Genomic DNA, 26,073 nt, shown 5'->3' with positions numbered 1-26,073 from the left:
AAGCGTCTGCGCACCGCTGACAGACCGGTGGGCCCGTCCTCCAAGGACGGGCCCACCGGCGCGTTCGTACCGGTCGCCGCGCCCTCGCACCGGGTCTCTCCGAGCCACTCCGACCCCGCCGAGCCCCAATGCCTTCCAGTTGTGGTCCGAGCGCGGGCTATGCTGCTCGGTGCGGGCCATTAGCTCAATTGGCAGAGCAGTGGACTTTTAATCCATTGGTTCAGGGTTCGAGCCCCTGATGGCCCACCGATACAGCGCCCCCACCCCCGGGAAACCGGGAGTGGGGGCGCTGCTGTCGTGCGTGGGGGCGCCTGTTGTTGCGGGTGGGGCGCGCGCTGCAGCCGCGCACACCGTTCCGCCGCGAATCTTCCGACGGCGGGGAACGCCTGTGCGGCGGTCAGGAGTTGAAGAAGTGTTCAGAGGCAGCCGGCGGGGCTCGGGGGTGTGACCGTGACCCGTCCGGCCCTCGAAGAGTCGCCATGCGGTGCCATGGCGGACAGCCTGGGACGGCGGTACGGCGATGGTGACGGGAGCGGTGGACGAGACGACGCACGGTACGGGGGCCGGGACGGCGGGCGAGACGGCGTACGGCACGGAGAGCGGCGCGGGAAAGAGGCCGGAGCGGATGGGGCGAGGCGGAGCGTGCGTGCCGGGCGACCGGGAGCGGCAGGCCCGTCGGGACGGGCTGTCGCCGATCAGCCGCCGGCTGGTCTGCTGGCTGCCCGCCATGCTCCTGATCGGCGGTCTGGCCTTCGACCTGCTGACCCCGGCCCGGTACACCGCCGCGCCCTTCTTCTCGGCGGCGCCCCTGGTCGCCGCGCCGCTGTACTCGCTGCGGAACACAGCGCTGGTCAGCGTCCTCTCCGTACTGGCGGAGCTGGGCGTGGTCGCCGTCCACGGCCGGGCCGGTGGCTATGAGTCGTACACCGAAGCGGTGACCGTCCTGGTCGTCGCCTTCCTGGCGCTCGGGATCAACCGGGCGGTGCGGATGACCGACGCCCGGCTCGCCTCCGTGCGCGACGTGGCGGAGGTCGCCCAGCGGGCCGTGCTGCCGCTGCCGCCGGACCGCATCAGCGGGCTCGACGTCGCCGCGCGGTACGAAGCGGCGCAGGCGGACGCCCGTATCGGGGGCGATCTGTACGCCGTGCAGGACACCCCGCACGGCGTGCGGCTCATCGTCGGCGATGTCCGGGGCAAGGGCCTGGAGGCGGTGGAGGCCGCCGTGATCGTCATCGGGGCCTTCAGGGAGGCCGCGGAGCAGGAGGCCACGCTGGAGGCGGTGGCGGGACGGCTGGAGCGGGCGCTGCAGCGCGAGGGGAGACGGCGGGAGGGGCTGGACCAGTTCGAGGGCTTCACCACGGCGGTGCTCGCCGAGGTGCCGTCCGAGGAGCGCGGGGTACTGCGGGTGCTGAACCGAGGCCATCCGGCGCCGCTGCTGCTGTGCGCGGACGGCACGCTGCGCGAGCTGGAGCCGCGGATACCGGCGCTGCCGCTCGGGCTGAGCGAGGTCGCGGGCTGGCCGGACCGGGCCGACCAGGCCGATTTCCCGCCCGGCGCGATGCTGCTGCTGTTCACCGACGGGGTGACCGAGGCGCGGGACTCCGGGGGCGTGTTCTACCAGCCGGCGGTCCGGCTGGCCGGCCGGGCGTTCAGCGGCCCCGATGAGCTGCTGGACGCGCTGATCGACGATGTGGCGCGGCACACGGGAGGGGAGACGGCGGACGACATGGCGCTGCTGGCGGTACGAAGACCGGAGGGGTAGGGCGCGCCCTGCGGTGTTCCCTGGGCGCCCCTTGGGAGCCCGTGGCGGGCCGGGGCAACCGGGGGTGAGTCACCCCACCTGCGGCCCCTCCTCCAGCCACTGCACGCTCTGTCCGTGCTGGCCCGTGAGGGCGACCGGGCGGCCGTCGACGGAGAGGGTGAGCCGGTGCGCGTCGGCGGGGCGCGGCCCGGGCAGCCACGGCAGCACGCTGTGGTGCTCGTTGGAGACCCAGTGCCCGGCCCGGTCCACCAGGACCGACCGTACGACCCGGGCGAACTCCTCGCGGCGCTCCAGCGGCAGATATGTCAGTACGGCCGTGTGGAAGACGACCAGCGTTGCGTCGCGCGGCGCCTGGGCGGCCAGCGCGGGCAGCTCGTCCAGGAGGTCACCGCGTACGAGCGGAGCGGGCGGTGCCTGCCGTACGGCTTCGATGGCGCCCAGCTGGCGCTGCTGACGTTCCGCCGCATCGGGTGTCGAACCGGGCCAGATCAGCGCCTGGAGCCAGCGCACGTCGTCGGGGTCGGTCACGTCGAGCGGGTTCAGGTCGATCCCGGCCCGCCAGACGATCCGCGGCAGCCCGGTCGGTACGGGCGTGCCCGGGGACGTACGGCAGGGAAAGACGACCGGGCTGTCCGGAGCGCCGAACTCCGGGCCGTCGTCGTACCGGTAGCGGTACCGGTCCGGGTGCAGGCACAGCCCGGCCGACGCACCGACCTCCAGCAGCGCGAGCGGCTGGGGGAGGCGGGCGAGGAGCGGCAGGAGTGTGGCGCAGCGCGCGGGCTCGTTGGTCTGCGTGAGCCGGCGCATCATGACGTCGCGTACGTCGTCCCAGTGCCGGATGGTCCACTCGCGCCAGGTGCGGTACGCGAAGTCGCCGCGGGGCCCCTGGTCGGCGTGCGGGCCGTCGAGGTAACGGACGGCGGCGAGCAGGAGATTGGGCTGCTGCTTGTTGCCGGGCGGCAGTGAGGCGCCGAGGAAGTCGCAGAATTCCGGGTCCTGGCTGATGCGGGCGGTGAGCTCCTCATGGGCGTCCGACTCGCCCCGCGCCTGCTGCCACGAGAACTCCGCGTACCGATCAGCCACTGCCTGCGCGCTGTTGACGACCATGATCAGACGTTACTGCTCTCACTGTACGTAATCACTGTGCACCCCTCCGCATAACAACTGATAAACGATCAGTCCGCTCCGGGTTTCCGATGCTCGGTCAACTCGCCCCCATTTGGTCATGACTGGCCGCATAAGTCCAGCTCAGCGGGCGTACGGATTCCGGGGAACGCTTGGAATCCGGCCGCCCCGTCTATTACTGTCCGATAACGCAGCGCGGTCGGACCAGCCGTCGCAAGAGGCGGCACCGCGCGGCCGACGCCGAATCCCAAAAGCGCACTTCACCACCGCACCACCTGCCCAGGGAACCGGGGAACCACCACCTTGGGGTGAATCGGACGACTCCCTCCGGAGCCGCCCGTAGGAGACCTTCCTGCTCCGAACCCGTCAGCTAACCCGGTAGGCGAGAAGGAAGGAAAGGAGTGCGCCCCCGTGGCGTCCAACAAGCCTGCCCCCACACCGCCTTACGCCGCCCCCGATGCGTACGGCACCCACGACACGTACGGCACTCACGACACGTACGCCGCGCCCGATGCGTATGCCGCCCCCGACGTGTACGCGGCACATGGTTCGTACGAGTCCCCCCGGACGCACGCCGAGCCGGGCCCCGCCGACACCGCCGTCTTCCCCAGCTTCCCCGCCGTGAGCGACCCGGGTGCGGCCGACGGTCCCTGGGAGCAGTGGAACCCCACCGAGGAGTCCGTACGTCCGGTACGCGGCCGGCACCGTGTGGCCAAGCAGCGCGGCGGCGGCCTCGCCCGCAGCAGTACGGTCCTGGGCGTCGGCGTCATCGCGGCGGTCGGCGCGGGTGGCATGGCCTCCGCGCAGGGCAAGCCGCAGGTCTCCATATCCATGCCCGACCTGGGCAGCGCGGCCGAACGCATATCCGAAAAGCTCCCCGCGGCGGAAACCCTGCCGGGCATCGGCAGCCTGGTGTCCCACGACTCCTCCGGGACGGGCGCGGACGCCACGCAGGGTGGCCCGTTCACCGGGGCGGCCGGCGAGTCCGCGCAGGGCGGCGGCGAGGCGCTCCGCGCCCGCATCCTGGAGCAGGCCGAACGCGCGCAGAGCTCCGCCGACCAGGAGGCCCGCGAGGCCGCCGAACAGGCCGCGGTGAAGCAGGCCGAGGCGGACGCGGCCGAGCGTCAGCAGCAGGCCGAGAGCGCGAAGAAGAAGGCCGCGGCAGAAGCCAAGGCAAAGGCCGAGGAAGAGGCGCGCAAGAAGGCGGCCGCCGAACGGGCCGCAAAGCTCGCCGAACTGGCCAAGAGCTACACCCTTCCGGTCTCCTCCTTCACCATCTCCGCCACCTTCGGTCAGGGCGGCGACCGCTGGGCCGCCGACCACACCGGCCTGGACTTCGCAGCGCCGACCGGCACCCCGGCCAAGGCCGTGCACGGCGGCACGATCACGCAGGCCGGCTGGGCGGGTTCGTACGGCTACCGCATCGTCGTCACCCTCGACGACGGCACGGAGCTCTGGTACTGCCACCTCTCCTCGATGGTGAAGACCTCGGGCAAGGTGAACACCGGCGACGTCATCGGCCGGGTCGGCGCCACGGGCAACGTCACGGGCCCGCACCTCCACCTGGAGGTCCGCCCGGGCTCGGACACCCCGGTCGACCCGATGGCGTGGCTGCGGAACCATGGCCTGACCCTCTGACCGGATTCGCCTCAGGCTCGGCTTCGGGCCATCCTCCGCCCTACGGGCTTCCGCCCGCCCGTCCGGGGCACTTGTCCGCCGTCGCCGCCGCCTCGTACGCCCGTTCCGCCGTGAACGGGAACCGGGCGTACATCAGGAGGGGAGAGGCGGTGGCCGACGGCCGGGGCTCCGCGTACCGCGGGCCCGCACGCCACGGCGGCCCTGATGGCCACCCGCACACCGCGGGAGGCCATCGGGCCGCCGGTCGTATCTTCGGCCGTCCGGCGAGCGCGGCCCACCCCGCTCCCGCAGAATGAACGAGCCCCTGCCACCGCGCCCCGAGAAGGGCGCGCCGAGCCAAGGACGGCCCCAGTGGAGTGGACCCTCGAAATCGTTCCCGTCCCCGTCACCGACCAGGACCGTGCGAAGCGCTTCTACGAAGAGCAGTGCGGCTTCAAGACCGACGTGGACTCGCAGGTCGCCGAGGGGGTACGGATCATCCAGCTCACCCCGCCCGGTTCGCGCTGCTCGATCGCCCTCATCCAGGGCCTGCCCCCGGCCCCCGGCCAGTCCGCCATGGCCCCGGGCACGCTCCAGGGCCTGCAACTGTGCGTCGTGGACATCGAAGCGGCCCACGCGGAGCTGGTACGGCGTGGGGTGGAGGTCAGCCCGGTACAGCATCTCGGCCCCGAGGGCTGGGCCGAAGGCCGCGGCGAGACGTGGAACTCCTTCATGTACTTCAAGGACCCCGACGGCAACGGCTGGACGGTCCAGGAGGTCCCGTCCCCGCTCAGTGACCGTTAGGGCCTCCGGACGAAGTCAACGGCCGGCGGGGAGGGTGGCTCCCCTCTCATGAACACCCCTGGCCAGGCATCCGAGTGATGCCCCCTCACCTCCCGGAATAACTCCCCGCCCCACCCTCGCTGACGCTCACATGTCCACTTCTTCCGCTTCTTCCGCCCCCACGCCCGGCCACGGCCCCGTCCCTGTAACCGCCTCCAAGACCCTGGGCTCGCTCACGGTCTCCCCCCTCTCCCTCGGCGGCAACGTCTTCGGCTGGACCGCCGACGTGGCGACGTCCTTCGAGGTGCTGGACGCGTTCACCGGGGCCGGCGGCAACTTCATCGACACGGCCGACGCCTACTCCGTCTTCGCCCCCGGCAACAAGGGCGGCGAGTCCGAGACGATCATCGGCGACTGGCACACCGCCCGCGGCAACCGCTCCGACCTCGTCATCGCCACGAAGGTCGGCGCCCTCCCCGACCGCAAGGGCCTGTCCGCCGCCAACATCAAGGCGGCCGCCGACGAATCCCTGGCCCGCCTCCGTACGGACCACATCGACCTCTACTACACCCACTACGACGACGAGTCCGTCGAGGTCTCCGAGATCATCTCCGCCCTCGACGACCTGGTGAAGGCCGGCAAGGTCCGCGAGATCGGCGCCTCCAACATCTCGCCCGAGCGGCTCCAGGCATCACTCGAATTCTCCGAACGCGAGGGCCTGGCCAAGTACGTCGCCCTCCAACCGCACTACAACCTCGTCTCCCGCGACACGTACGAGGGCCCGCTGCGCGACATCGCCGCCCGCCACGGCCTGGGTGCCATGCCGTACTACGGCCTCGCCTCCGGCTTCCTGACCGGCAAGTACCGCCCGGGCACCGACGTGGAAAGCGCCCGCTCCGGCAAGGCCGCCGAGCACCTCGCCACCGAGCGCGGCCGCCGCGTCCTGGCCGCCCTCGACGAGGTCGCGGCCCGCCACAACGCCGAACAGGCCACCGTCGCCCTCGCCTGGCTCGCCGCGCAGCCCACGGTCACGGCCCCGATCGCCAGCGCCCGCACGGTAGCCCAGCTCCCGGCCCTCCTGGCCCTCGGCACCCTCCCCCTCACCAACGAGGACCTCACCCTCCTGACGGACGCCTCGGCATAACCTGCGTCGGCATAACGTGCGTCGGCATAGCCTCCAGGGCGACCTGGCACGCATGACTGGCACGCATGAAGGGCGGCTGCACGCGCAGCCGCCCTTCAGACGTTCCGACTTATTCGACCTACTTCCGGTCGACGACCACCCAAGAAGCCACCGCCACGGCCCCGGCCACCGCGAACACGGACGGCCAGGACCCCACCTTCTTGGCCAGCGGATGCGACCCGGCGAACGCCGCGACATACAGCCCGCTCAACGCCGCCGCCGTACCGTTCCCACCCTTCCGCCGCCACTCCCGAGCCGCCACAACCCCAGCCGCCGCCAACGCAACCCCACCCAACGGCCGCTTCTTCGTCCACCGAGCCACCCCATAGCCCCCCACGAGCCCACCAGCAGCCACCACACCCGCCGGAACCCCAGCCATCACCAAAACCTCCACATCAGGGACATCTCTGGCCATGACCTTACGCCCGGCTTTCCGGTCCCGGTGGGGAGGCACCCTTACGGCCGGGACATCCCGCCCCGCCGCAGCGCGCGGACAAAGGCCTCCACGCCTCACCGATGCCGGCGCCGCGCCGCCGAAACCGAATCCGCTACCCGCTGCGCCACGTCGGCGGGGTCCTCGTGTTCCCAGAAGCGGAGGACGGTCCAGCCGGCGGCGGTGAGGTGTTCGGTCGTCTCCAGGTCGCGTGCCATGTTGCGGTCGAGCTTCTGACGCCACCATTCGGCGTTCGCCTTGGGGTGGGTGGCGTGCTCGGGGCAGCCGTGCCAGAAACATCCGTCGAGGAAGACCGCGATCTTCGCGCCGGGGAAGGCGATGTCGATCGTGCGGCGTGGCAGGTCGGGTACGCGTCGTTGCAGGCGGTAACGGATACCGGCGGCGTACAGCAGGCGGCGGACGGCCATCTCGACAGAGGTGTCCTTGCTGGCCTGGCGACTCATGCGGGCCGATACACCGGGGGACGAGGGCGTGACGGGCACGCTGCCCATTGTGCAGGACAGCGCGCGAAGGGCGTCAGCGGTTGCCGTCGGGCGTGCGGGACTCGTCCGACGCGACGTACGCCTGTGTCGAAGGCGAACACGGTGCCTGACGCCTCGTGCGGTGGGCGTGGGTCAGGGCTGGGTGGGCCAGGGGTTTGGTTTGCCAGAGGTGGTGGAGGAGGGTGCGTTCGCGGGTGTGGAAGTCGGGGGTGGGGCCCGTGCGGTGGGCGCGGCGGCGGAGGAAGGCGAGGGAGGTGGCCAGGGCGGCGTACTCGGTGACGGCTCGGGCGGCGGCGGGGCCGTGGGTGCGGCGGGCTATCGAGCGGGCGAGGGCGCGCGTCCTGAGGGAGGAGAGGGTGAGCGGATCGGTCGGGGTGAGCCAGCCGGCGGCCGCGTACGGGGGCAGGTACGTGCGCAGGGAGAGCAGTTCCTGGCGGCGGGACCAGACGGCGAGGCAGGAGAGGGCGGCGAATACCGGGACCATGAAGAGCCCGTAGACCGCCAGGAAGCCGAAGCTGCCGAGGGACGAGGCGCTGTTCCATATGGAGTGGAGCAGGATCGCCGTCGTGAGGCCGAGGGCGGGCAGCGCCAGACGCAGCGCGCGGTGGTGGGGGTAGCGGGTCGCGGCTATGCCGAAGGACAGGCCGGTGAGGACCGTGAAGAGCGGGTGCGCGAACGGCGACATGATGACGCGTACGAAGAAGGTGCCCGCGGTGAGGGAGTCGGCGAGGCCGGCCAGTGAGTGCGGGCTGAGCGAGCCGAGCGAGAGATCGCGGCCGACGGCGTTGCCGAGGTAGAGAACGTTCTCGGTGAACGCGAAGCCGGTGGCGGTGAGGCCGGCGATGACGATGCCGTCCGTGATGCCGTCGATGTGCCGGCGGCGGAAGACGAAGAGCAGGAGGACGGCGGCGGCCTTCGCCGTCTCCTCGACGACCGGGGCGACGACCGTACTGCTCCAGGTCTCGGCGTCGGTCGGGGAGACGCTGGCGATGTTCGTACTCAGCCAGTGGGTCGCGAAGCCGTTGGCGGTGATCGCGACGAGGGTCGCGGCGCAGGCGCCCCAGGCGAAGGCGAAGGCGAGGTTGCGCCAGGGTTCCGGCTCCACGCGGTCCAGCCAGCGGAAGGCCGTGACGAGGATCGGTACCGGGAAGACGGCGAGGGCGAAACCGACCAGGAACCCTTCCGTGCCGGTCTCGCGGCGGACCAGGGTCAGGATGGCTATGCCGGAGAGCGTCAGCAGGGCTATGAGGGCGATGAGGGAAGCGATGCGGAGCGCCGCCCGGCGGGGGGTTCGGTGCTCGCGGATGCTTCGGTGCTGGTCGCGGGCGGCTCTGCGGTGCTCGCGTGCGCCTCGGGGGTGCTTGCGGGCTCCTCGGTGGTGCTCGCGTGCGCCTCTGTCGTGCTTGCGTACGCCTCGGTGGTGGGTGCCGCCGGTCGTGGTGCCGTCGGGGGGCTGGGGCAGAGGCGGTGGGCCGCTCGGGGGCCCGTACAGGGGGCCCGAGGGACGGTCCGGTGACGGCTTGGACGGGTGCACTCTTCGACAGTAACCACGAGGTCGCGGCGGCGCGCGGAGTCGTGCACCGGGGCTGAGAGCCGATGGGCGGGGCGATCGGTACGGGCCAGTTTTGGCCGTACTTGTGTGTGGATGGAGCTGTACGGATCGGAGTTGGGCGGAGGGGAGGGGAGCGGAGGGAGCTGTACGGGGCGGGGGCCCGGATTCCGGCGACCGTTGGCCTCGTCCCCGTCGTCCCCGTCGGCTCAGTCCGTGCGGCGGCGGAAGAGGAGGTCGTGTACGACGTGGCCCTTGTCCAGGCCCTGGCCCTCGAACTTGGTGAGCGGGCGGAAGTCGGGGCGGGGCGCGTAGCCGCTGTCCGGGTGGACGTTCTCCAGGGTCGGCTCGGCGCTCAGTACCTCGAGCATCTGCTCCGCGTACGGCTCCCAGTCGGTGGCGCAGTGGACGATCGCGCCCGGGGCGAGTCGCGTCGTGACCAGGGAGAGGAACTCCGGCTGGATCAGGCGCCGCTTGTGGTGGCGCTTTTTCGGCCACGGGTCCGGGAAGTACACGCGCAGACCGGCCAAGGAGGCGGGCGCGAGCATCTCGCGGAGGAGGATGATCGCGTCGCCGTTGGCCACCCGGATGTTGGACAGGCCATTGCGCTCGGCGAGGGCGAGGAGATTGCCCTGGCCGGGGGTGTGGACGTCGCAGGCGAGGATGCCGGTGTCCGGGTCGGCGGCGGCCATCTGGGCCGTCGCCTCGCCCATGCCGAAGCCGATCTCCAGGACGACGGGCAGGCCGTCGAAGAGCTCGTCCAGGTCGATCCGGGACAGGCCGTCGATGTCCAGGCCCCACTTGGGCCACAGGCGGCGGAGCGCGTCGGCCTGGCTGAGGGAGACGCGGCTGCGGCGGGGCTGGAACGAGCGGATGCGGCGCTCGTGGTGCGAGCCCGCCGGGTCGGCGGCCGGTCCGGTGCCGTCGGGGAACATCGGCTCGCCGCGGTGGCGCGTCTGACGCACGGGGGGCGTCTGCTGCTCGGGGTGCGTCTGGGGAGCGGCGGAGGCGCCTGCGGGCCCCTCGGGTGCGGCGGGGGTGGCGTCGGCTGGGGTGGCGGGGTTCTCGGACACAGTGGGTCGATTCTACGGGCGGGTGGGCGGTGGCCGGTGGGGCTGTCCGGCTGCCCACAGCGGCGGCGGATTGGTTACCCGAGGGTCCGCAGGGCTCGGTCCGCGATCTCGCGGCCGATGGGCAAGGATGCCGTTGCCGCCGGGGACGGGGCGTTGAGGACGTGGATGGTGTGGGGGCCCTCCGTGATGAGGAAGTCGTCGACGAGGGTGCCGTCGGGGAGGACCGCCTGGGCGCGCACGCCGGCCGGGGCGGGGATGAGGTCGTCCGCCGTGATCGCCGGGAGCAGGCGGCGGACCGCGTCCGTGAAGGCGCGCTTGGAGAGGGAGCGGTGCAGCTCCCCCGCGCCGTACCGCCAGTGGCGGCGGGCTATCTGCCAGGCGCCCGGGTACGCCAGGGTGCCGGCCAGCTCGGCGGGCCGGACCGTCCGCCAGTCGTACCCCTCGCGAGCCAGGGCGGGGACGGCGTTCGGTCCGAGATGGACCTCGCCGTGCACGCCGCGGGTGAGGTGGACGCCGAGGAACGGGAAGGCCGGGTCGGGGACGGGGTAGACCAGGCCGCGGACCAGGGAGTCGCGCGCGGGGGAGAGGGAGTAGTACTCACCGCGGAATGGGACGATGCGCATCCCGGGGGCGTCGCCGGCCAGCCGGGCGACGCGGTCGCAGTGCAGTCCCGCGCAGTTCACCAGCGCGCGGGCACGGACGACCCGGCCCCCGGCCGTACGCACCGCGACGCGGCCGCCGCGCCGGCCGATCGTACGGACGTCCGCGCCGTACTCGATGCGCGCGCCGGCCTCCGTCGCGAGGCGGCCCAGCCGGTCCGCGACCGCGCCGAAGTCGGCGACGCCGGTCGTGCCGACGTGGATGGCCGCGAGGCCGCGCACCTCGGGCTCGTACTCCAGGATCTGCGCGGGGCCCAGCTCGCGGACGGGGATGCCGTGCTCGCGGCCGCGCTGGATGAGGGAGTGCAGGCGGGGCAGCTCGGCGCGGTCGGTGGCGACGATCAGCTTGCCGGTGATGTCGTGCGGGATGTCGTGCTCGGCGCAGAACTTGACCATCTCGGCCGAGCCTTCGAGCGCGAAGCGGGCCTTGAGGGAGCCGGGTGGGTAGTAGATGCCGCTGTGGATCACGCCGCTGTTCCGGCCCGTCTGGTGCCGGGCGGGGCCGGGCTCCTTCTCCAGCACGACGACGCGGGTGCCGGGTGCTGCCCGGGTGATCGCGTACGCCGTCGACAGGCCGACGATGCCGGCGCCGATGATCACGACGTCGCAGTCGGAACGGGGAGCCGAGCCGGGGGTCCCGGCAGCCGTGCCGGGGGCCCCGGCGGGCCGGGAGGCGCCGACGGTCCGCGCGTCGTCCCCGCGCCCGCCCGCGGACTCCGCGGACTCCGCCGTACCTGCTTCCGCACGCCGCGCGGCCCCCGCGCCCTCACCCGGGGCCTGCCCCGCGGGCCGCCCCTCCGCCTGCTCGAACGTCATCGCGGCAGCACCTCCCCATCACGAGCAACGTCACGTCACGACCGACATACCCATCATGACGGGGGGCACTGACATCCGTCCGTCACCGGCTTCTCCACCCGGGCCGTGACCAGGGTGGCGCACCGGGAAGAGCCGCCCGAAAGAGCGCACCGGGAGGGGGACGGGAAGGCGGGCGACCGGCTAAACCGGCGCCACCAGCAACGGCCGCGCCCGCTCCCGCAGCTCCACCACGCGCGGCTCGTCGCCGTACGGCTCCAGCCGGTGCAGGAGATCGCGTACGTACTCGGTCGTGCGGGCGGAGGAGATCCGCCCGGCCACCTCGACCGCGCGGGTGCCCGCCGCGCAGGCCGCGTCCAGATTGCCCGATTCCAGCTCGGCCACCGCCGACACCACCAGCCGCAGGCCGTGCGAGCGCACGAATTCCTCGGTCGGGCGGGACAGGGCCTGTTCCGTGAAGCGCCGTACCTGGCGCGGAAGTCTCAGGTCGCGGTAACACTCGGCGGCATCGGCCGCGAACCGCTCGTACGAGTAGAAGTCCAGCCAGGACGGGTCGGGGTCGCCCTCACGGGACCGTTCGAGCCAACCCTCGGACGCCTTCAGGGCGACCTCGCAGGCGCGGCCCTCGCCGGCCTTGGCCTGGGCGCGCGCCTCGACCAGCCGGAAGAAGCTCATCGTGCGGGCGGTCGCCAGCCCCCGGTTGCGCTCCAGTGCGGCCTGGGCGAGGTCGACGCCCTCGTCGGCGAAGCCGCGGTAGGTCGCCTGCAGCGACATCGAAGCCAGGACGTAGCCGCCCAGAGGTACGTCGGCTGCGGCGCGGGCGAGGCGCAGCGCCTGGATGTAGTACCGCTGCGCCGCCTCCTGCTGGCCCGTGTCGAACGCCATCCAGCCGGCCAGCCGGGTCAGTTCGGCCGTCGCCCCGAACAGCGCGCGTCCCACCTCGTCGCTGTACGAGGCGAGGAGTAACGGCGCCGCGTCCACCCGGAGGCACTCGGGCACCATCGAGGAACGCCAGTCACCGCCGCCGTACTTGGAGTCCCAGCGGCGCGCGTCCTCGGCCGCCTCGCGCAGCTTCGAGACGTCGCTGTGGCCGACGTGCTGCGGCAGCGGCTCGCCGGCGGCGGCCGCCGTGTCCTTCGGGTCGTCCTTGCCGGCCGGGTCCTTGCCCGAAGGGGCAGCGGTACCGATGACCCCGGGGACCGTCGGCGCGCCACCAGGCGCGGCGACCGGCCCCGAAGGGCCGCCCTCGGGCCCCGCGTCCGTATCCGTGTCCTTCGGGCCGCCCCGCCCCGTTCTCGCCTCCGGAACACCCCGCGCCACCGAGCTGTCGGCCGGGGATATGAGCCAGCGGGAGGCCGGAGTGGCGTACGCGCTGACGGAGAAGGAACCGGCCAGGCTCTGCCAGATGCCGCCGCCGCCCGCCCGCCGTCCGGCCAGATCCAGCCGGTACAGCTCGGTCGCGGACCGTACGGCCGCGCTCACGTCGCGCGGGAACGCCAGGCCCACTTCGGGCGCGGGGTCGGCGTCGGCCAGCCCGATTTCGTGCAGCGGCACCGGCCGGCCGAGCTTGCTGCCGATCGCAGCCGCAATCAAATGCGGCGCCGCACCCTGCGGGACCATGCCCTTCGACACCCACCGGGCGACCGAGGTCTTGTCGTAGCGAAGCGTCAGGCCACGCTGCGCACCGAGGTCGTTGACCCGGCGGGCGAGCCCGGCGTTACTGATCCCCGCGAGGGCGAGAACGGTGCCGAGTTTTTCGTTCGGCCCGCGAGTATCCCTGGACATGCGCACCCCTCGACCAAGCGACGGCCACCCCGTACTCCCCGGGGCATGCGTCCACCCAGAGTAGTTCGCTGAATCCCGACCGTTAAGGGCCGGTGTCCCGGATGGCGAGATTCGTCTCTGCAGGGGAGGTCACACGTGGGCATGTGCTCCGGGTACGTGTTGCCGTGCGCCCGTCCGTGCGCGCTGCCCGCTCCATGGCGGGCACGTTTCCATGGGTCTTGCGTGGGTCGGCCCGCTGCACTGGATCCAGTGGGCTGGGGGACACCGCCACCTCATTCCCCGCGGGTGGCGGTCCGGTCCGGGGGGTGAGTCCCACCTCCCGGACTGTCGCGATCACTTACGCAACGCATCGGAACGGGACCGCCAGGCGGTCCGTACGGTCCGTCGCCCGGTTCGCGCGCCCCGTTGACCGCCCCTGAATGCGCCGGGTCCGCGCCGAGAGCGCTTCCGTCCGCAACGTATCGGTACGGAACGGACTTTGGCTGAATACCGTCACCCGTCACTTTCCCGCCGCGGGCAGCGCGCGGCTCCGAGAAGCGGCGTACGCGGCTCCTGAAGGCGGTGTGCGCTGCCCTCGAAGGCGGGTGTGCGCGGCTCTACGGAGCGGTGTCGCGGGACCAGGGAGCGCCCCCGCGTACACGCCGTCCTCATGCCGCCTCCCACCCGCCTCTCTCGTGGCAGAGTGGTCCGCACAACTGCTGTACAACTGCTGTGCCACGCGCCGTACGGGGCGGACGAGTGCCCCGTGACCGGCGTACGGAGCGACGGGGAGACGGGCGGAGGCCGCGATGCGCTGGTTGGTGGGGTGGAGCAGTACCGCCACGGGCCCGGACCCCATCGACGACAGCCGTACGGTGCTCCCCGTGGGCGCCCAACTCCTTTGGGGCGAACCCGATCCTCTATGGGCGGTCGGCGACTGGCGCCCCGATGAAGTGCGCATCGTGAAGGCCGACCCCGAGACCCGGATCGCCGTCTTCGGGGTGTGCGGTGCGACCGACGACCAGTTGCGAGTGGGCCTCCTCGCCGCGCGCGGCGGCGCGCTGCGCCATCTCACGGCATGGCCCGGCAGTTACACCGCCGTCGCCCAGGTGGGTCGGCGGCTCACGGTCACCGGCGATCTGGCGGGCGCCCGCCCGGTGTTCCACACCCGGTGGGCGGGCGGCACGGCCTACGCGACCGCCGCCCTGCCGCTCGCCGACCTGATCGAGGCGAGCCTCGACGTGGGGCACCTCGCGGCGCTGCTGGCCTGCCCGGACGCCCCCGAGGCGCTCGGCACCGGCACGCCGTACACGGGCGTGCGGCGCGTCCCGCCCGGCCACGCCCTCGTACTGCGCGGCGGCTCCAGCGAGATCACCTCGTACGAACAGGCCCATTCGCTCGCCGTCTCGGCGCCGCAGCTCGCACCCGAACAGGCCGTGGACGGCGTGCGGGAGGCGCTTGTGGACGCCGTACGGGCCCGACTGGCGGCCCCGCGGCACGCGCCCGACCCGCACGGCGGTCCGGGCGCTCCCGGCGGCCTGGACCCCGGTCCGGTGCCCGGCATGGGCCCGGAGGACCGACGGGCCGCGCGCGGCGCACCGGCGCCCGGCATCGGCGCCGACCTGTCCGGCGGCAGCGCGTCCGGGACGCTGGCGCTGCTCGCGGCCGGCCTGCCGGGGCAGCCGGGGCGGCTCAACGGGCAGGGCGAGCGGCTGCTCGCGGTGACCTTCAACGACCGGGCCGGCAACGGGGGGCAGCCGTACCGGGAGGCCGAGCTGGAACGCGCCCGCAGCATCGCGGACAACCCGCGGCTGCACCACGTGGTGGTCGCGGCGGGCGAGGAGGCGCTGCCATACGCGGACCTGGGGAAGGGGCCGCTGACGGACGAGCCGGGGCCCTCGATGGTCGCCGCCGAACGGCACCGCAGGCGGTTGCTCTCCGGGAGCGCCGACCACTTCGTGGGGCACGGCGCGCGGCAGGTACTGGACGCCCATCCGGCGCGCCTGGCGGACCTGTTGCTCGACCGGCGGCGCCGGCACCTGCTGCGCCCGGTTACGGCGCTGGCGAAGGCCGACGGCGCGGCCTCACACTCGGTGTTCATACCGTTCACGGTCTACCGGGCCGCGCGGAAGCTGGCCCGCACGCCCTACGGGGCGGGGATCTCCGCGGCCGCCGCGCGGCTGCTGGGGCGTGAGTTCACGGACGAGACGGTGGCGGGCAGCGCCGTGGAAGCCTCGCTGGCGGCCCTCACGTGGTGCCGGCCCGGGCCTGCCGCGCGCTGGCTCACGGGCGAAGCGCTCGCTGAAGTATCGGTTCGGCTGAGCGACGCGGCACTCCGGTCCCCGGCCGTCGGCCGCCCCGGAGAACGCCGGGCACGCGCGGCGCTCGCCCGGCACGCCACCGACCACCGCGTCTTCGAACAGGCCGCGGAGGTACGGAACCAGCGGCTGCACGCGCCCTTCCTGGACAACCAGGTGGTACTCGCCTGCCGCGCGCTCCCGGACACGCTCAGGGTGCAACCGGGGGCACGCGCCTCGGTGTTGCGCGCCGTGCTCTCCGGGGCGGGCATCCGCGATCTGCCACCGGGCTGGGGCGCGACCTCGCACGTGACGCACGCCGCGGCGGTACGGGCCGGGCTGCGCGCCTCCATGGAGGACCTCGTGCGGCTCTTCGATGCGCCGCTGCTCGCCGACGCGGGGCTGGTGGAGGCCCGCGTCGTACGCAAGGCGCTGCGTGCCGCGGCCGAGGGCGCGCCGCTGCCCCTGGACGGCCTGGCGGAGCTGGTCTCCACGGAGCTGTGGCTGCGCCGGCTGCTCGCCCGGCGCGGCACCTGCTGGACGGGCACGGCGGCACCCCGCCAGCGCGCCGTCTCGACCGGCGTCGAACGCCTGGCGCTGTAGCCCCGCCGAAGCCGCCGGGCCGCCCCGCTCCCAGAAGCCTTCGCAGGCCCCCAGAAGCGCCTCACGGCCCCCTCAGCGGCTCAGCGGCAGCTGATCCGCGACTCCGCCCAGTCGCTGAACGTCAGGGTGTCAGCGGACGTCTGGGGCTCGGCGACCAGCCGGATGGACTTGCGGCCCGCCAGCGGGACATGGACCGGCACGGCTTGGTCGCCGCCCCGCACCACACCGGAGCGCCACTGCCGTACCCCGTCCGCGTACACCGAGAAGCGCACCGCGCCGCGCCCCATGGCCAGGTCGTCCACGCCCGCGAGGGCGTCGAAGGCCGTGCACTCCCGGTTGAGGTCGATCGTCACCGAGGACGGGGCGTGCGTCGTCACACCGTGGGCGTACTTCTTGCCTCCGATGCTGACGCCCCCCTGGCGCTGCCACAGGAAGCTGCTGTCCGTGGCGCGCACCTCCGGGTCGCTGCCGTTGCCCGTGAAGTCCCAGGCCAGGGTGTTGACGGGGTACGGGTCGGCCGGCGGCGGTGGCGTCGGCTTCGGTGGCTTCGGGGTCGGCGTCGGAGTGGGCTTCGGGGTCGGCTTCGGCTCGGATACGGGCTTCGGCGGCGGGGGCTTCGGCTTGGGAGTCGGGGTCGGCTTCGGAGCCGGCGGCGCGGGCTTCGGAGCGGGCGGCGCGGGCTCGGGCGCCGGCTTCGGGGTGGGCGACGGCTCGGGCTTCCGGGGCAGCGGGCTCGACGCGACCGGGGCGGGCGGCTTTGCCTGCGGCTTCGGCGGCTCCTGCGTACCGGCCAGCGCCAGCGCCAGCCCGGCGGCGGCGACCGTGAGGCCGGCCCCGATACCGACCTTCGCGGGCGTCCCGAGCCCTTCGGCGGCCGCTCCGGCCCCCGCGGAGGACCCCGCGCCCCCGGCGGCCGCCGCGGCCCCGGCACCGGCCGCAGCGCCCGCTCCGGCGATCCCGGTGACGGCGGCCGCGCCCTTGAGCGCGTACCCGGCGGCGAACCAGCCGATGACCGCGACCGGCAGCACCGCGCGGATGCGCTGGTTGACGTCCGCGACCTCGCGCGCCGCCAGCCGGCAGCGCGGGCACTCCTCCAGGTGCTTGCGCAGCCCGCGCTCGGCCCGCACCCGGAGGCCGCCGCGCGCGTAGGCGCCCAGCTGGTCCGCGTACCGGGCGCAGTCGCCGCCCGCCGTCAGGGACTGGCTGACGTGCGCCTGGAGGTACGCCTGCTTGAGGCCCTCACGGGCCCGGTGCGCGAGCACGGCCGTGGCGTTGGCGGACAGCCCGAGGAGCGGCGCGACCTCGCTCGGGGACTCCTCCTCGACCGTCGTGTGCCACAGCACCGTCTGATAGCGCTCGGGGAGGCTGCGGAACGCCTGGACGGCCATGTCCTGCTCGGCCTCGTGCATGGCGCGCACGTCGGCCCCGAGGTCGAGCGTGTCGTCGTCCATGGAGGAGCCGGCCGCCGAGGACGCGAAGACCGCGAAGTCCTCGACCAGGTGTTCGCGCTTGGCGGTCTTGCCCCAGTCGGCGGCCGCGCGGCGCACGGTGGTGAGCAGGTACGCCCGTACCGCGGTCTTCGGGCCGGCCCCGTGGCGCACCGCCTGCAGCGTGCGCGCGAAGACCTCGCCGGTCAGGTCCTCCGCGGTGTGCGCGTCCCGGCAGCAGGTGCGGGCGTAGCGGCGTACGGCGTCGGCGTGCCGGCGGTACAGCTCCTCGTACGCGCTGTCGTCGTCACCGGCGCGCATACGGGCGACGAGCTCGGCATCGGACGGGGGCGTACCGGGTGTGCCGGGCGCACCGGGGTCCGCTGCGGACGGGCTCTGCCCGGCCGCGTGGGCGCCGCTGCCCTTCGGTACACGCTGCTGCGGCACGGCTTCCGGCCGGGCGCTGCCGCTGCCGGAGGCGGTGGATTCCGCGCCGACGCCGCCGCCGTCGCGTTCGTCACGCCCCTCATATGTCATCGCTGAGGCCCCCGGACCACGCTCCCGCACCTGAACATCGCGCAAGCGTGTCACAAGGATGGCCGAACCCTTACGGGGGAGCGGCGCAATCACTCGTCCGGATTGACTTACCGTCTAACAGCTCTAGTCATCGTCCTTTCGGGGCATGCTTGCAGGCTTAGGGGTACGCCGCGCGTGCAAGGCCCAAGAGCAGCCGTGCGTGTGCGGACCCCAAGGCAGAGGGCCGGCAAGGCAGAGGGCCGGCCGGGGCCACTGCCCCCGCCGGCCCCGCAAGCCGTCCGTCGTCAGGCCACCGGCCGCGACCGCAGACCCTCCAGGAGGATCTCCAGCAGCCGCGCGGAGGCGGCCTGCTGCTGCGCCGCGTCCGGAAGCGAGGGCGCGCCCGTCGCTATCACCAGCAGCACGTCCGACACCGTGACGTCGGCGCGCAGCTCCCCGGCCTCGCGCGCCCGCTCCACGAGCTGCCCGACGACGTCCAGGAGCGCCTGGGCGCCCCCGCTGTCCGCCGTCGGCCCGTCCGGGGACTGCCCGTTGGAGTGCGGCTGGGCCGACTCGTCGTCCGGCGCCGTGCGCTGCGCGACGATGCGCAGTTCGCCGGGCGCGACGGCCGGCTCGGGCGACCGCTGCTGCGGCACCCGCGCCCCCGTGAGCCCGTCGGCCCCGTCCACGCCGCTGCCCACCCGAAGGATGCTCGGCGGCAGCAGGCGTCCGGCCCCGGACGCCACGGACGTGCGCAGGAAGCGCGAGAGGGCCGACCACGGGTCGTCCTCCTGCCCGAGTGCGGTGCGCGCCTGGTCCGTGAGCCGCGCGGTCTCCTCCTCCGCTATCCGGCGGACCAGCACGTCCTTGCTCGGGAAGCGGCGGTAGACCGTGCCCACCCCGACCCGGGCCCGGCGGGCCACGTCCTCCATGGGCGCGCCGTATCCCAGCTCGCCGAAGACTTCACGGGCAGCTCGCAGAACATGTTCCAAGTTGCGCTGTGCGTCCACCCGGAGCGGTGTGGTCCGGCCGGGCATGCCGGCCTCGCCCCCGCCGCCGGGCCGGTCACCCGGCACGGACGCCACAGCCGCCGGCCAATGAGAACTCTGCATGTGCATAGATGATCCCCCGGTAATGACGTCTCCCCCCGGAGACTCCCCGCCCTGACTGCCGGGGCAGCCGACAACTGGCTCCACCCCGACGAGGTACGAACATAGTTGAGCGCAGGTCAAGAATGAAGGGGGCAGTTCCGTACAGTCCGCCCCTCGAACGGAGTACGCGCCCGTTCCATCCCGTTTCCGTACACTCCCGCCATCTCGTACCCCCCGTCTGACCTGCGGTGCTCATTCCACACCGGCGGAAGGGGAGGTTCCAACGGGGGGTTCGGGGCACCGACCGTATTTCGCCTGTTCTGTGGACAAAGAAACGGCGGGGGTGCGTCATGGAGAAATGCTGTGTCCCGAAGCGGGTACACGTGCACTTGATCGTGGCTCCGCCGGGGCCGGACCGACGGCCCCGGACGCACTCCACGGGCCACGGGCGACGTCGCGAGGAGATCCTCTGTGAAGCACCCGGCGCGCATTCTCGTGGTCGGCGGCGGCTATGTGGGCATGTACACCGCCCTCCGCCTGCAGCGGAAGCTCAGGAAGGAACTGCAGGGCGGCACGGTCGAGATCGTGGTGGTCGACCCGGAGCCGTACATGACCTACCAGCCGTTCCTGCCGGAAGCGGCGGCCGGCTCCATCTCGCCCCGCCACGTCGTCGTCCCCCTGCGCCGTGTGCTGCCCCTGTGCAAGGTCGTCATCGGTGAGGTGACCGGCATCGACCATGCCAAGCGCACCGCCACCGTGAAGACGCTGGCCACCGAGGAGGAGGGCACCGGCGCCGTCGAGACGCGGTACGACGAGCTGGTGCTGGCACCCGGCTCGATCTCGCGCACCCTGCCCGTCCCGGGATTGGCCGATTTCGGTATCGGCTTCAAGACCGTCGAGGAAGCCATCGGGCTGCGCAACCACGTACTGGAGCAACTCGACATCGCTTCCTCCACCCGCGACCCGGCGGTCCGGGACGCCGCACTGACGTTCGTCTTCGTGGGCGGCGGTTACGCGGGCGTCGAGGCGCTCGCCGAGCTGGAGGACATGGCCCGTTATGCGGTGCGGTACTACCACAACATCCGTCCCGGGGACATGAAGTGGCTGCTCGTCGAGGCGACCGGCCGCATCCTGCCCGAGGTCGGCGAGGAGATGGGCGAGTACGCGGTACGGGAGCTGCGCGGGCGCAATATCGATGTGCGGCTGAACACGCGCCTGGAGACGTGCGAGAACCGCGTCGCCGTACTGGACGACGGGTCACGCTTCCCGACCCGCACCCTCGTATGGACGGCCGGCGTCAAACCGCATCCCATCCTGGCCGCGACCGATCTCCCGCTCAATGAGCGCGGCCGCCTGAAGTGCACCGCCGCGCTCCAGGTGGCGGGCGTCGAGCACGCCTGGGGCGCCGGTGACGCCGCCGCCGTACCGGACGTGACCGCCGACGAGCCGGGCAAGGAGTGCGCGCCCAACGCCCAGCACGCCGTCCGCCAGGCCAAGGTGCTCGCGGAGAACATCGCCGCGGCCATACGGGGCGAGCCCGTCGAGGAGTACGCCCACAAGTACGTCGGCTCGGTCGCGTCCCTGGGGCTGCACAAGGGTGTGGCGCACGTGTACGGGCGGAAGCTGAAGGGCTATCCGGCGTGGTTCATGCACCGCGCCTACCACCTCAGCCGCGTCCCGACCTTCAACCGCAAGGCCCGCGTGCTCGCCGAATGGACGCTCGCCGCCTTCTTCAAACGCGAGATCGTCTCGCTCGGCTCCCTGGAGCACCCGAGGGCCGAGTTCGAACTCGCGGCGGGCACGGGACGGCACAACGAGGCGAGTTGACGGCGGTACCGGCGCGGGGTTGACGCCCCTTCGGGTGGCCCGGAGCGCGGAACAGGGACACCGCACATACGGTGTCGGCCGGGCATAGCCCTGGACCATATGCCCCTGTCGGTCATACGTTCACCGTTGCGTTCAGTCGAACGGGCGGTCAAGGACGCGGTCAGGAACTCCACCCGCCACCCCGGCGTCTGACGTATGTCAGTCCGGTCGGTCACACTGGACGTGTGACCATGGGTGGGCTCGTATCTGCAAAGAGTGACAAGTGCGAGGAATTGGGACGTTTGCTGCATCACGCCAGAGGGCGCTCGGCGCGCCCCCGCCCGACCTTCCGCCAGCCAACGGCCGGGAGGTACCTGCCGGCCGCCGGACCGACTCGGCGCCGCGACGCGAAGTAAGAGGTACACCTCCGTGAACTTCACTCGCTGGAGCGCCCGTTTCCCCGGCACACAGCGCCGCGCCGCGCGGTCCGACCGCGGTGCGGCGCCGGGCGCGTCCTCCCCCAAGCCGCCGCGGAGATCCCCGGCCCCCGGAGCCGCGCAGCACGCAGCGCCCTCCGGCGCCCCCGCACCCCCGCCCGTCGACGACGCGGAACGGCCGGAGGCCGATCCAGCCGCGCCCACCACGGCAGGCACCGCATCGGGCACCACGGGCGCGCCACCGGGCGCAGCTTCCGTAAGCGCGGCCCCCGGGAGCGCAGCCCCCGGAAGTGCGGTCCCCGCCGCACGCGCCGAGTGCCCCGAAGCGCACATCCCTCCTTCGGGCACAGCGTCCGTCACCGCATCCGGTGCGCAGCCGCCCACCGTCGACGTGCTCTCCGCCCACGAGATCCTCGGCACGATCCCCGCCCTGGTCGCCGTCGTCTACGGCCCCGAGCACCGCATCGCGTACGTCAACGGCGCGTACGCCAAAGTCTTCGGTGAGCGCCCGTCGGGAGGGACCGCCCGGGAAGCCCTGCCGGAGCTGGCCGAACTGGGGCTGCTGCCGCTGATGGACCAGGTACTGCGCAGCCGCAAGCCGCGCACGGTCAAGGCGCGCAAGGTCCCCGGCGGCGCCGGCTCCGACCTCAGCCGCGACGGCTATTACACCTTCACCTGCACGCCCATCGAGGTCGCTGCCGCCAGCACTCCGGCTCCGGACCCCGAGATCGCCTGCGTCGCGCCGCACAAGGGCGTCCTCGTCTTCGCCGCCGACGTCACCGACCAGGTCGAGGCCGCCGAGCGGCTGCGCGCCGCCGAACGCCGCCAGCGCGAGGCCGCCGTCACCCTCCAGCGCTCCCTGCTCCCTCAGGAGCTGGAGCAGCCGGACGACCTCCGGGTCGCCGCGATCTACCACCCCGGCGGCACGGACGCCGCGGTCGGCGGCGACTGGTACGACGTGATCACCCTCGGCGCCGGGCGCACCGCCCTGGTCATCGGCGACGTGATGGGCCGCGGCGTGCGCGCCGCCGCCGTCATGGGCCAGCTCCGTACGGCCGTCCGCGCCTACGCCCGGCTCGACCTCCCGCCGCACGAGGTCCTGCAGCTCCTGGACGGCCTCGCCGCGGAGATCGACGCGAGCCAGATCGCCACCTGCGTGTACGCCGTGCACGACCCCAACGAAGGCCGGCTGGTCTACGCCTCGGCGGGCCACCTCCCCATCCTCGTACGCGACCAGGACGGCACCGTGCACCGCGCGGAGGAACCGACCGGCCCGCCCCTCGGCACCGGCGGCTGGCTGCACACCTCCGGCAGCGTCACGCTCGGACCCGGCTCCACCGCCGTCCTCTATACGGACGGTCTGGTCGAGCGCCGCGACAAGGACATCGACGAGGGCATCGCCGCACTGGAGCACGCCGTCGCCGGCGCCACCGGCGCGCCCGACATCATCTGCGACCGCCTGCTGCGCGCGCTCGGCATCTCCAACGACCACGACGACGACGTCGCCGTCCTGGTCCTCCAGCACCCGGACCGCACCGGCCCCGAGGCCGAGCTCTTCCACAACGCCGCACTGGAACTGCACGGCGGTACGGAAGCGGCGCCGCGTGCCCGCGCCTTCGCCTCCGGTGTGCTCGCCTCCTGGCGCTTCTCCCCGGAGCTGCACGACCTCGGCGTCCTGGCCGCGAGCGAGCTGGTTGCCAACTCGCTCCAGCACGGGACGCCGCCCATGCGGCTGCGGCTGCGGCGTACGGACCGCCGCCTGATCGTCGAGGTCACCGACGGCGACGACCACCTGCCGCGCCGCCGCCGCGCCGAGCCGGTCGACGAGGCGGGCCGCGGCATCTCCATCATCGCCACCATCGCCTCGAACTGGGGCTCGCGCCGCACACCGGGCGGCGGCAAGGCGGTCTGGTGCGAGTTCGCGCTGCCCCCGAGTGGCTGACCTGAGCCGCGCGTACAAGAAGGCCTGAGACCCGGCGTACAAGAAAGAGGCCGGGCCCGTACGGATGTACGGACCCGGCCTCGGCCGGTCACCCGGCTCACGCCACGCAGGCCACCTCTTCGCGCACCGGAGCCTCCGCCGGCGCGGTCACGGCCTGCGGGTTGTCCTGGGCCGCGGTGAGCAAGCGGCCCAGCCGCAGCCCCAGCGCCGAGACCCCGAGCGCGCACAGGATCAGCAGCACGATGTACGCGGCAGCCGCCCCGTGCCCCACCATCAGCGCGCCCACGGCCGGTCCGACCGCCAGCGCCAGCTGCTTCACCAGGGCGAACACCGAGTTGTACTGACCGATCAGCCGGCTCGGCGCCAGATCCGCCACCAGCGGCTGCACCGTCGGCGACAGCAGCGACTCGCCCACGCCGAACAGCATGTACGTGGAGATCAGCAGCCCCGTGGCCAGCGCCTGCGCGCCGTGCACCAGACCGGACAGGCCCGCCGCGATCCAGGCCACGGTCCATATGAGCCCCACGACCGCGATGACCCGGCTGCGGCGCCGCCGCTCGACCAGCTTCAGCACGACGAACTGCGCCAGCACGATGGCGGCGGTGTTGGCGGCCAGCGCGATGCCCATCGTCGACGGCTGAACGTGGGTGACCTCGGTGGCGTACGCGGCGAGGCCCGACTCGAACTGGCCGTAGCAGGCGAAGAACAGCACGAACCCGAGCGCGCACAGCCACATCATCCGCCGGTCGGCGAGCAGCGCCCGCCAGGCGCCCTCGGCCCGCGCCTCGACCGGCACCTCACCCTCGACCTTGGGCGACTTCGGCAGCCGTACGGTCGCCACGGCCGCGCCGAGCACCAGGAACATCACGGCCTCGATGGCGAAAAGCCGTACAAAGCTCGCCGGGTCGTTCTCGTTCACGAGCAGGCCGCCGATGAGGCCGCCTATGCCCAGCCCCAGGTTGTTCAGGAAGAACTGGGTGGCGAAGGCGCGCGACCGCGTCACGGTCGTCGAGCACCAGACGATCATCGTCGCCAGCGCCGGCTGGATGACCGCTATACCCGCGCCGAGCGCCACCGCCGAGGCGATGACCATCGGCTCGCTGTCGGAGAGGCCCAGGCCCAGCGAGCCGAGCGCGGCGGCGAGCGTGCCCACCACGGCCACCGGCAGCGGACCCCGCCGGTCGATGGCACGACCGGTGAAGGGCAGGACGACGAGCGCGGCGGCGGCCAGCATCGCGAGCACGATGCCTGCCGTACTCGCTCCAAGATCACGCACCTTCGCCACGTAGACGTACAGATACGGAACCGTGAAGCCGTTGCCGAACGCGCTCAGCGCGTTGCCCAGCTGGATCCGGCGCAGCGCGGCGCCCATTGCGGTGGTCACACTCACCTACCTAGGTCGAGAGGGTCGTCAGATACGTACTTGCGTGCGCATTGCTGCGCGTGTGTGCAGGGCGGAGCGAGGCGCACGCGGGAATCCCGACCCCCGGAGCAGACCTGGTGCCCCCCCAGCACTGTGACTCCAGAGGAAGATAAGGAGCTTTGCGACGTGTCCGGTCAAAACCAGACAGTCTCAAGCTGAAGACTTCAACTCTAAAGTTCGAAGCTAAAGAGTACATGACCAAGGACTTCAACGCCAATGCGTTACGTGTCATACTGCGCCGCATGTCAGAGCCCTCAGACGCGGTCCCCCGCCCGGCCGAGCCGAGCCTCGAGGAACAGATCGCGGCTTACCAGCGCGAGTTCCAGGACCTCGACCCCCAGGTGGAGAAGGTCGTCTCCGCGCTGCAGCGCCTCAACCGCCGGATGAACGTCGCCTACGGCCGGCAGACCGCCACGCTGGGCATAAGCAACGCCGAGTGGGAAGTACTGAAGGCCCTCGTCGTCTCCGGAGCGCCCTACCGCCTCGGCCCCGGCGAGCTCGCCAAGCGGCTGGGCCTCACGCCGGCCGCCATGACGCACCGCATCGACCGCATGGCGAGCGAGGGGCTCGTCAACCGCGAGCGCGACGAGAACAATCGCGTCCGTGTCATCGTCGAGCTCACCACCGAGGGCCGCGAGAAGTGGCTGGAGGCCATGCGCCTCGCGTCCGTATTCGAAGAGGACCTGCTACAGGACCTCGATTCACGCGAACGAGGGCTTCTCGGCGACGTACTGACGCGCCTGCTGCGCCGGGTGGAGGACGCCCAGCCCGACGCGGAGGGCCGCCTCACGGACCTCGACTGACCCCGGCGGTCACGGCGTCCCCGGACGGGGCCAGGGGTCGGTTGACACGACCCACCCCGATCCGTAGTGTTCTCCGAGTTGCCACACAGCCGTAACGGTTTTGCGGCAGCCACTCACGCCGCACCGGCGGCAAACCACTACTGCACGGCCTTCCTTCGGGAACAATTTCGGCATGCCGAAATTCAACCAACCGGCTCGATTATGAACCGGCAGCGAAAACCGCTAAAGTAGTGGACACGCCGGAAGGCGCGAAAACCCGCCCCGACAGGGATCGGAACCTCATTCGAAAGACCGCTTCACGAAGCGGGAAACGAAAAAGGATCTGATAGAGTCGGACCCGCCGAAAGGGAAAGCCTGAAAGGGCCGGACCGGAAAGCAACCCCGCTCCAACAGGGGGCCGGATCACTGAAAAGGATCTGGTAAGGTTGGAACCGCGAAGAAGCCGAAAGGCCGAAACGCACCGG

18 protein-coding genes, 1 tRNA gene and 1 riboswitch are annotated in these 26,073 nt (G+C 72.5%); of the genes, 9 read left to right on the top strand and 10 right to left on the bottom strand.

Annotation, left to right across the window (positions count from 1 at the left end; translation table 11 throughout):
* Nucleotides 1-173 precede the first annotated feature (173 nt).
* Nucleotides 174-246, top strand: a tRNA-Lys gene (locus tag IF04_RS0119345).
* Nucleotides 247-625: 379 nt separating this feature from the next.
* Nucleotides 626-1,762, top strand: a complete 1,137-nt coding sequence (locus IF04_RS0119340; RefSeq protein WP_030258956.1) for a PP2C family protein-serine/threonine phosphatase — start codon at nt 626-628, stop codon at nt 1,760-1,762.
* Nucleotides 1,763-1,831: 69 nt separating this feature from the next.
* Here the strand turns inward: IF04_RS0119340 and IF04_RS0119335 are convergent, their stop codons facing one another.
* On the bottom strand, nt 1,832-2,869 hold the full coding sequence (locus IF04_RS0119335; protein ID WP_030258954.1) for a DUF2332 domain-containing protein: 1,038 nt from the start codon (nt 2,867-2,869) through the stop codon (nt 1,832-1,834).
* Nucleotides 2,870-3,144: 275 nt separating this feature from the next.
* Nucleotides 3,145-3,287: riboswitch (cyclic di-AMP (ydaO/yuaA leader) on the top strand.
* Nucleotides 3,288-3,298: 11 nt separating this feature from the next.
* Here IF04_RS0119335 and IF04_RS0119330 point away from each other — a divergent pair.
* The 3 genes from IF04_RS0119330 (at nt 3,299) to IF04_RS0119315 (ending at nt 6,431) form a co-directional block, all read left to right on the top strand.
* On the top strand, nt 3,299-4,525 hold the full coding sequence (locus tag IF04_RS0119330; protein ID WP_425428428.1) for a M23 family metallopeptidase: 1,227 nt from the start codon (nt 3,299-3,301) through the stop codon (nt 4,523-4,525).
* Between the two features lie 351 nt (nt 4,526-4,876).
* The gene (locus tag IF04_RS0119320; protein WP_030258947.1) at nt 4,877-5,308 is read left to right on the top strand and encodes a VOC family protein; all 432 of its coding nucleotides are present in this window, start codon (nt 4,877-4,879) and stop codon (nt 5,306-5,308) included.
* 130 nt (nt 5,309-5,438) lie between these two features.
* The gene (locus IF04_RS0119315; protein ID WP_051831380.1) at nt 5,439-6,431 is read left to right on the top strand and encodes an aldo/keto reductase; all 993 of its coding nucleotides are present in this window, start codon (nt 5,439-5,441) and stop codon (nt 6,429-6,431) included.
* 118 nt (nt 6,432-6,549) lie between these two features.
* On the opposite strand, the gene IF04_RS0119310 is transcribed toward IF04_RS0119315, so the two are convergent.
* From IF04_RS0119310 to IF04_RS0119285, 6 genes are all read right to left on the bottom strand, one after another.
* Complete coding sequence (locus IF04_RS0119310) at nt 6,550-6,849, bottom strand: hypothetical protein (protein ID WP_030258940.1); 300 nt, start codon at nt 6,847-6,849, stop codon at nt 6,550-6,552.
* Between the two features lie 131 nt (nt 6,850-6,980).
* A complete protein-coding gene (locus IF04_RS0119305; RefSeq protein ID WP_030258936.1) occupies nt 6,981-7,415 on the bottom strand; it encodes a very short patch repair endonuclease in 435 nt (144 codons plus the stop codon).
* A 25-nt stretch (nt 7,416-7,440) separates the two neighbouring features.
* Entirely contained in the window at nt 7,441-8,940 is a 1,500-nt protein-coding gene (locus IF04_RS0119300) for a PrsW family intramembrane metalloprotease (RefSeq protein ID WP_281179667.1), read from the bottom strand.
* A gap of 224 nt (nt 8,941-9,164) precedes the next feature.
* Entirely contained in the window at nt 9,165-10,028 is an 864-nt protein-coding gene (trmB, locus tag IF04_RS0119295; RefSeq protein ID WP_030258930.1) for a tRNA (guanosine(46)-N7)-methyltransferase TrmB, read from the bottom strand.
* A gap of 74 nt (nt 10,029-10,102) precedes the next feature.
* Nucleotides 10,103-11,503 (bottom strand): L-2-hydroxyglutarate oxidase, encoded by a 1,401-nt coding sequence (gene lhgO / locus IF04_RS0119290; protein WP_245654443.1) that lies wholly within the window; start codon nt 11,501-11,503, stop codon nt 10,103-10,105.
* 180 nt (nt 11,504-11,683) lie between these two features.
* A complete protein-coding gene (locus tag IF04_RS0119285) occupies nt 11,684-13,285 on the bottom strand; it encodes an NsdA family TPR-like regulatory protein (RefSeq protein ID WP_030258923.1) in 1,602 nt (533 codons plus the stop codon).
* A 788-nt stretch (nt 13,286-14,073) separates the two neighbouring features.
* On the opposite strand from IF04_RS0119285, the gene IF04_RS0119280 reads away from it, so the two are divergent.
* Nucleotides 14,074-16,164 carry an asparagine synthase-related protein gene (locus IF04_RS0119280; protein WP_030258920.1) on the top strand — a complete coding sequence of 697 codons (2,091 nt, stop codon included), beginning with the start codon at nt 14,074-14,076 and terminating at the stop codon, nt 16,162-16,164.
* 80 nt (nt 16,165-16,244) lie between these two features.
* Here IF04_RS0119280 and IF04_RS0119275 read toward each other — a convergent pair whose 3' ends face one another.
* Together IF04_RS0119275 and IF04_RS0119270 are read right to left on the bottom strand one after the other, a co-directional pair.
* Nucleotides 16,245-18,128, bottom strand: coding sequence for a sigma-70 family RNA polymerase sigma factor (locus IF04_RS0119275; protein ID WP_078600492.1), 1,884 nt, complete (start codon nt 18,126-18,128; stop codon nt 16,245-16,247).
* Nucleotides 18,129-18,412: 284 nt separating this feature from the next.
* Nucleotides 18,413-19,225, bottom strand: a complete 813-nt coding sequence (locus IF04_RS0119270; protein ID WP_030258913.1) for a TetR/AcrR family transcriptional regulator — start codon at nt 19,223-19,225, stop codon at nt 18,413-18,415.
* A gap of 444 nt (nt 19,226-19,669) precedes the next feature.
* Here IF04_RS0119270 and IF04_RS0119265 point away from each other — a divergent pair, with 444 nt between their 5' ends.
* Nucleotides 19,670-21,025: an NAD(P)/FAD-dependent oxidoreductase gene (locus tag IF04_RS0119265; RefSeq protein WP_030258910.1), complete on the top strand. Its 1,356-nt coding sequence runs from the start codon at nt 19,670-19,672 to the stop codon at nt 21,023-21,025.
* Nucleotides 21,026-21,433: 408 nt separating this feature from the next.
* Nucleotides 21,434-23,383 (top strand): ATP-binding SpoIIE family protein phosphatase, encoded by a 1,950-nt coding sequence (locus IF04_RS0119260; protein WP_030258906.1) that lies wholly within the window; start codon nt 21,434-21,436, stop codon nt 23,381-23,383.
* Nucleotides 23,384-23,480: 97 nt separating this feature from the next.
* Here IF04_RS0119260 and IF04_RS0119255 read toward each other — a convergent pair whose 3' ends face one another.
* On the bottom strand, nt 23,481-24,767 hold the full coding sequence (locus IF04_RS0119255; RefSeq protein WP_051831379.1) for an MFS transporter: 1,287 nt from the start codon (nt 24,765-24,767) through the stop codon (nt 23,481-23,483).
* Nucleotides 24,768-25,048: 281 nt separating this feature from the next.
* Between IF04_RS0119255 and IF04_RS0119250 the strand changes: the two genes are divergently transcribed.
* Nucleotides 25,049-25,609, top strand: a complete 561-nt coding sequence (locus IF04_RS0119250) for a MarR family winged helix-turn-helix transcriptional regulator (protein WP_030258901.1) — start codon at nt 25,049-25,051, stop codon at nt 25,607-25,609.
* Nucleotides 25,610-26,073: the final 464 nt, after the last annotated feature.

This window comes from Streptomyces violens, from assembly GCF_000717745.1.
GTDB lineage: Bacteria > Actinomycetota > Actinomycetes > Streptomycetales > Streptomycetaceae > Streptomyces > Streptomyces violens.
Note: the sequence above shows the minus strand (reverse complement) of the source record. Positions and strands in the feature narration are given on the sequence as shown.

What these genes read in the sequence shown, in the direction of transcription:
- IF04_RS0119275 (WP_078600492.1), bottom strand. Translation starts at nt 18,128, where the DNA reads ATGACATATGAGGGGCGTGACGAACGCGACGGCGGCGGCGTCGGCGCG.
- IF04_RS0119315 (WP_051831380.1), top strand. Translation starts at nt 5,439, where the DNA reads ATGTCCACTTCTTCCGCTTCTTCCGCCCCCACGCCCGGCCACGGCCCC.
- IF04_RS0119250 (WP_030258901.1), top strand. Translation starts at nt 25,049, where the DNA reads ATGTCAGAGCCCTCAGACGCGGTCCCCCGCCCGGCCGAGCCGAGCCTC.
- IF04_RS0119280 (WP_030258920.1), top strand. Translation starts at nt 14,074, where the DNA reads ATGCGCTGGTTGGTGGGGTGGAGCAGTACCGCCACGGGCCCGGACCCC.
- IF04_RS0119310 (WP_030258940.1), bottom strand. Translation starts at nt 6,849, where the DNA reads ATGGCTGGGGTTCCGGCGGGTGTGGTGGCTGCTGGTGGGCTCGTGGGG.
- IF04_RS0119270 (WP_030258913.1), bottom strand. Translation starts at nt 19,225, where the DNA reads ATGCACATGCAGAGTTCTCATTGGCCGGCGGCTGTGGCGTCCGTGCCG.
- IF04_RS0119305 (WP_030258936.1), bottom strand. Translation starts at nt 7,415, where the DNA reads ATGGGCAGCGTGCCCGTCACGCCCTCGTCCCCCGGTGTATCGGCCCGC.
- IF04_RS0119335 (WP_030258954.1), bottom strand. Translation starts at nt 2,869, where the DNA reads ATGGTCGTCAACAGCGCGCAGGCAGTGGCTGATCGGTACGCGGAGTTC.
- lhgO (WP_245654443.1), bottom strand. Translation starts at nt 11,503, where the DNA reads ATGACGTTCGAGCAGGCGGAGGGGCGGCCCGCGGGGCAGGCCCCGGGT.
- IF04_RS0119285 (WP_030258923.1), bottom strand. Translation starts at nt 13,285, where the DNA reads ATGTCCAGGGATACTCGCGGGCCGAACGAAAAACTCGGCACCGTTCTC.
- IF04_RS0119340 (WP_030258956.1), top strand. Translation starts at nt 626, where the DNA reads ATGGGGCGAGGCGGAGCGTGCGTGCCGGGCGACCGGGAGCGGCAGGCC.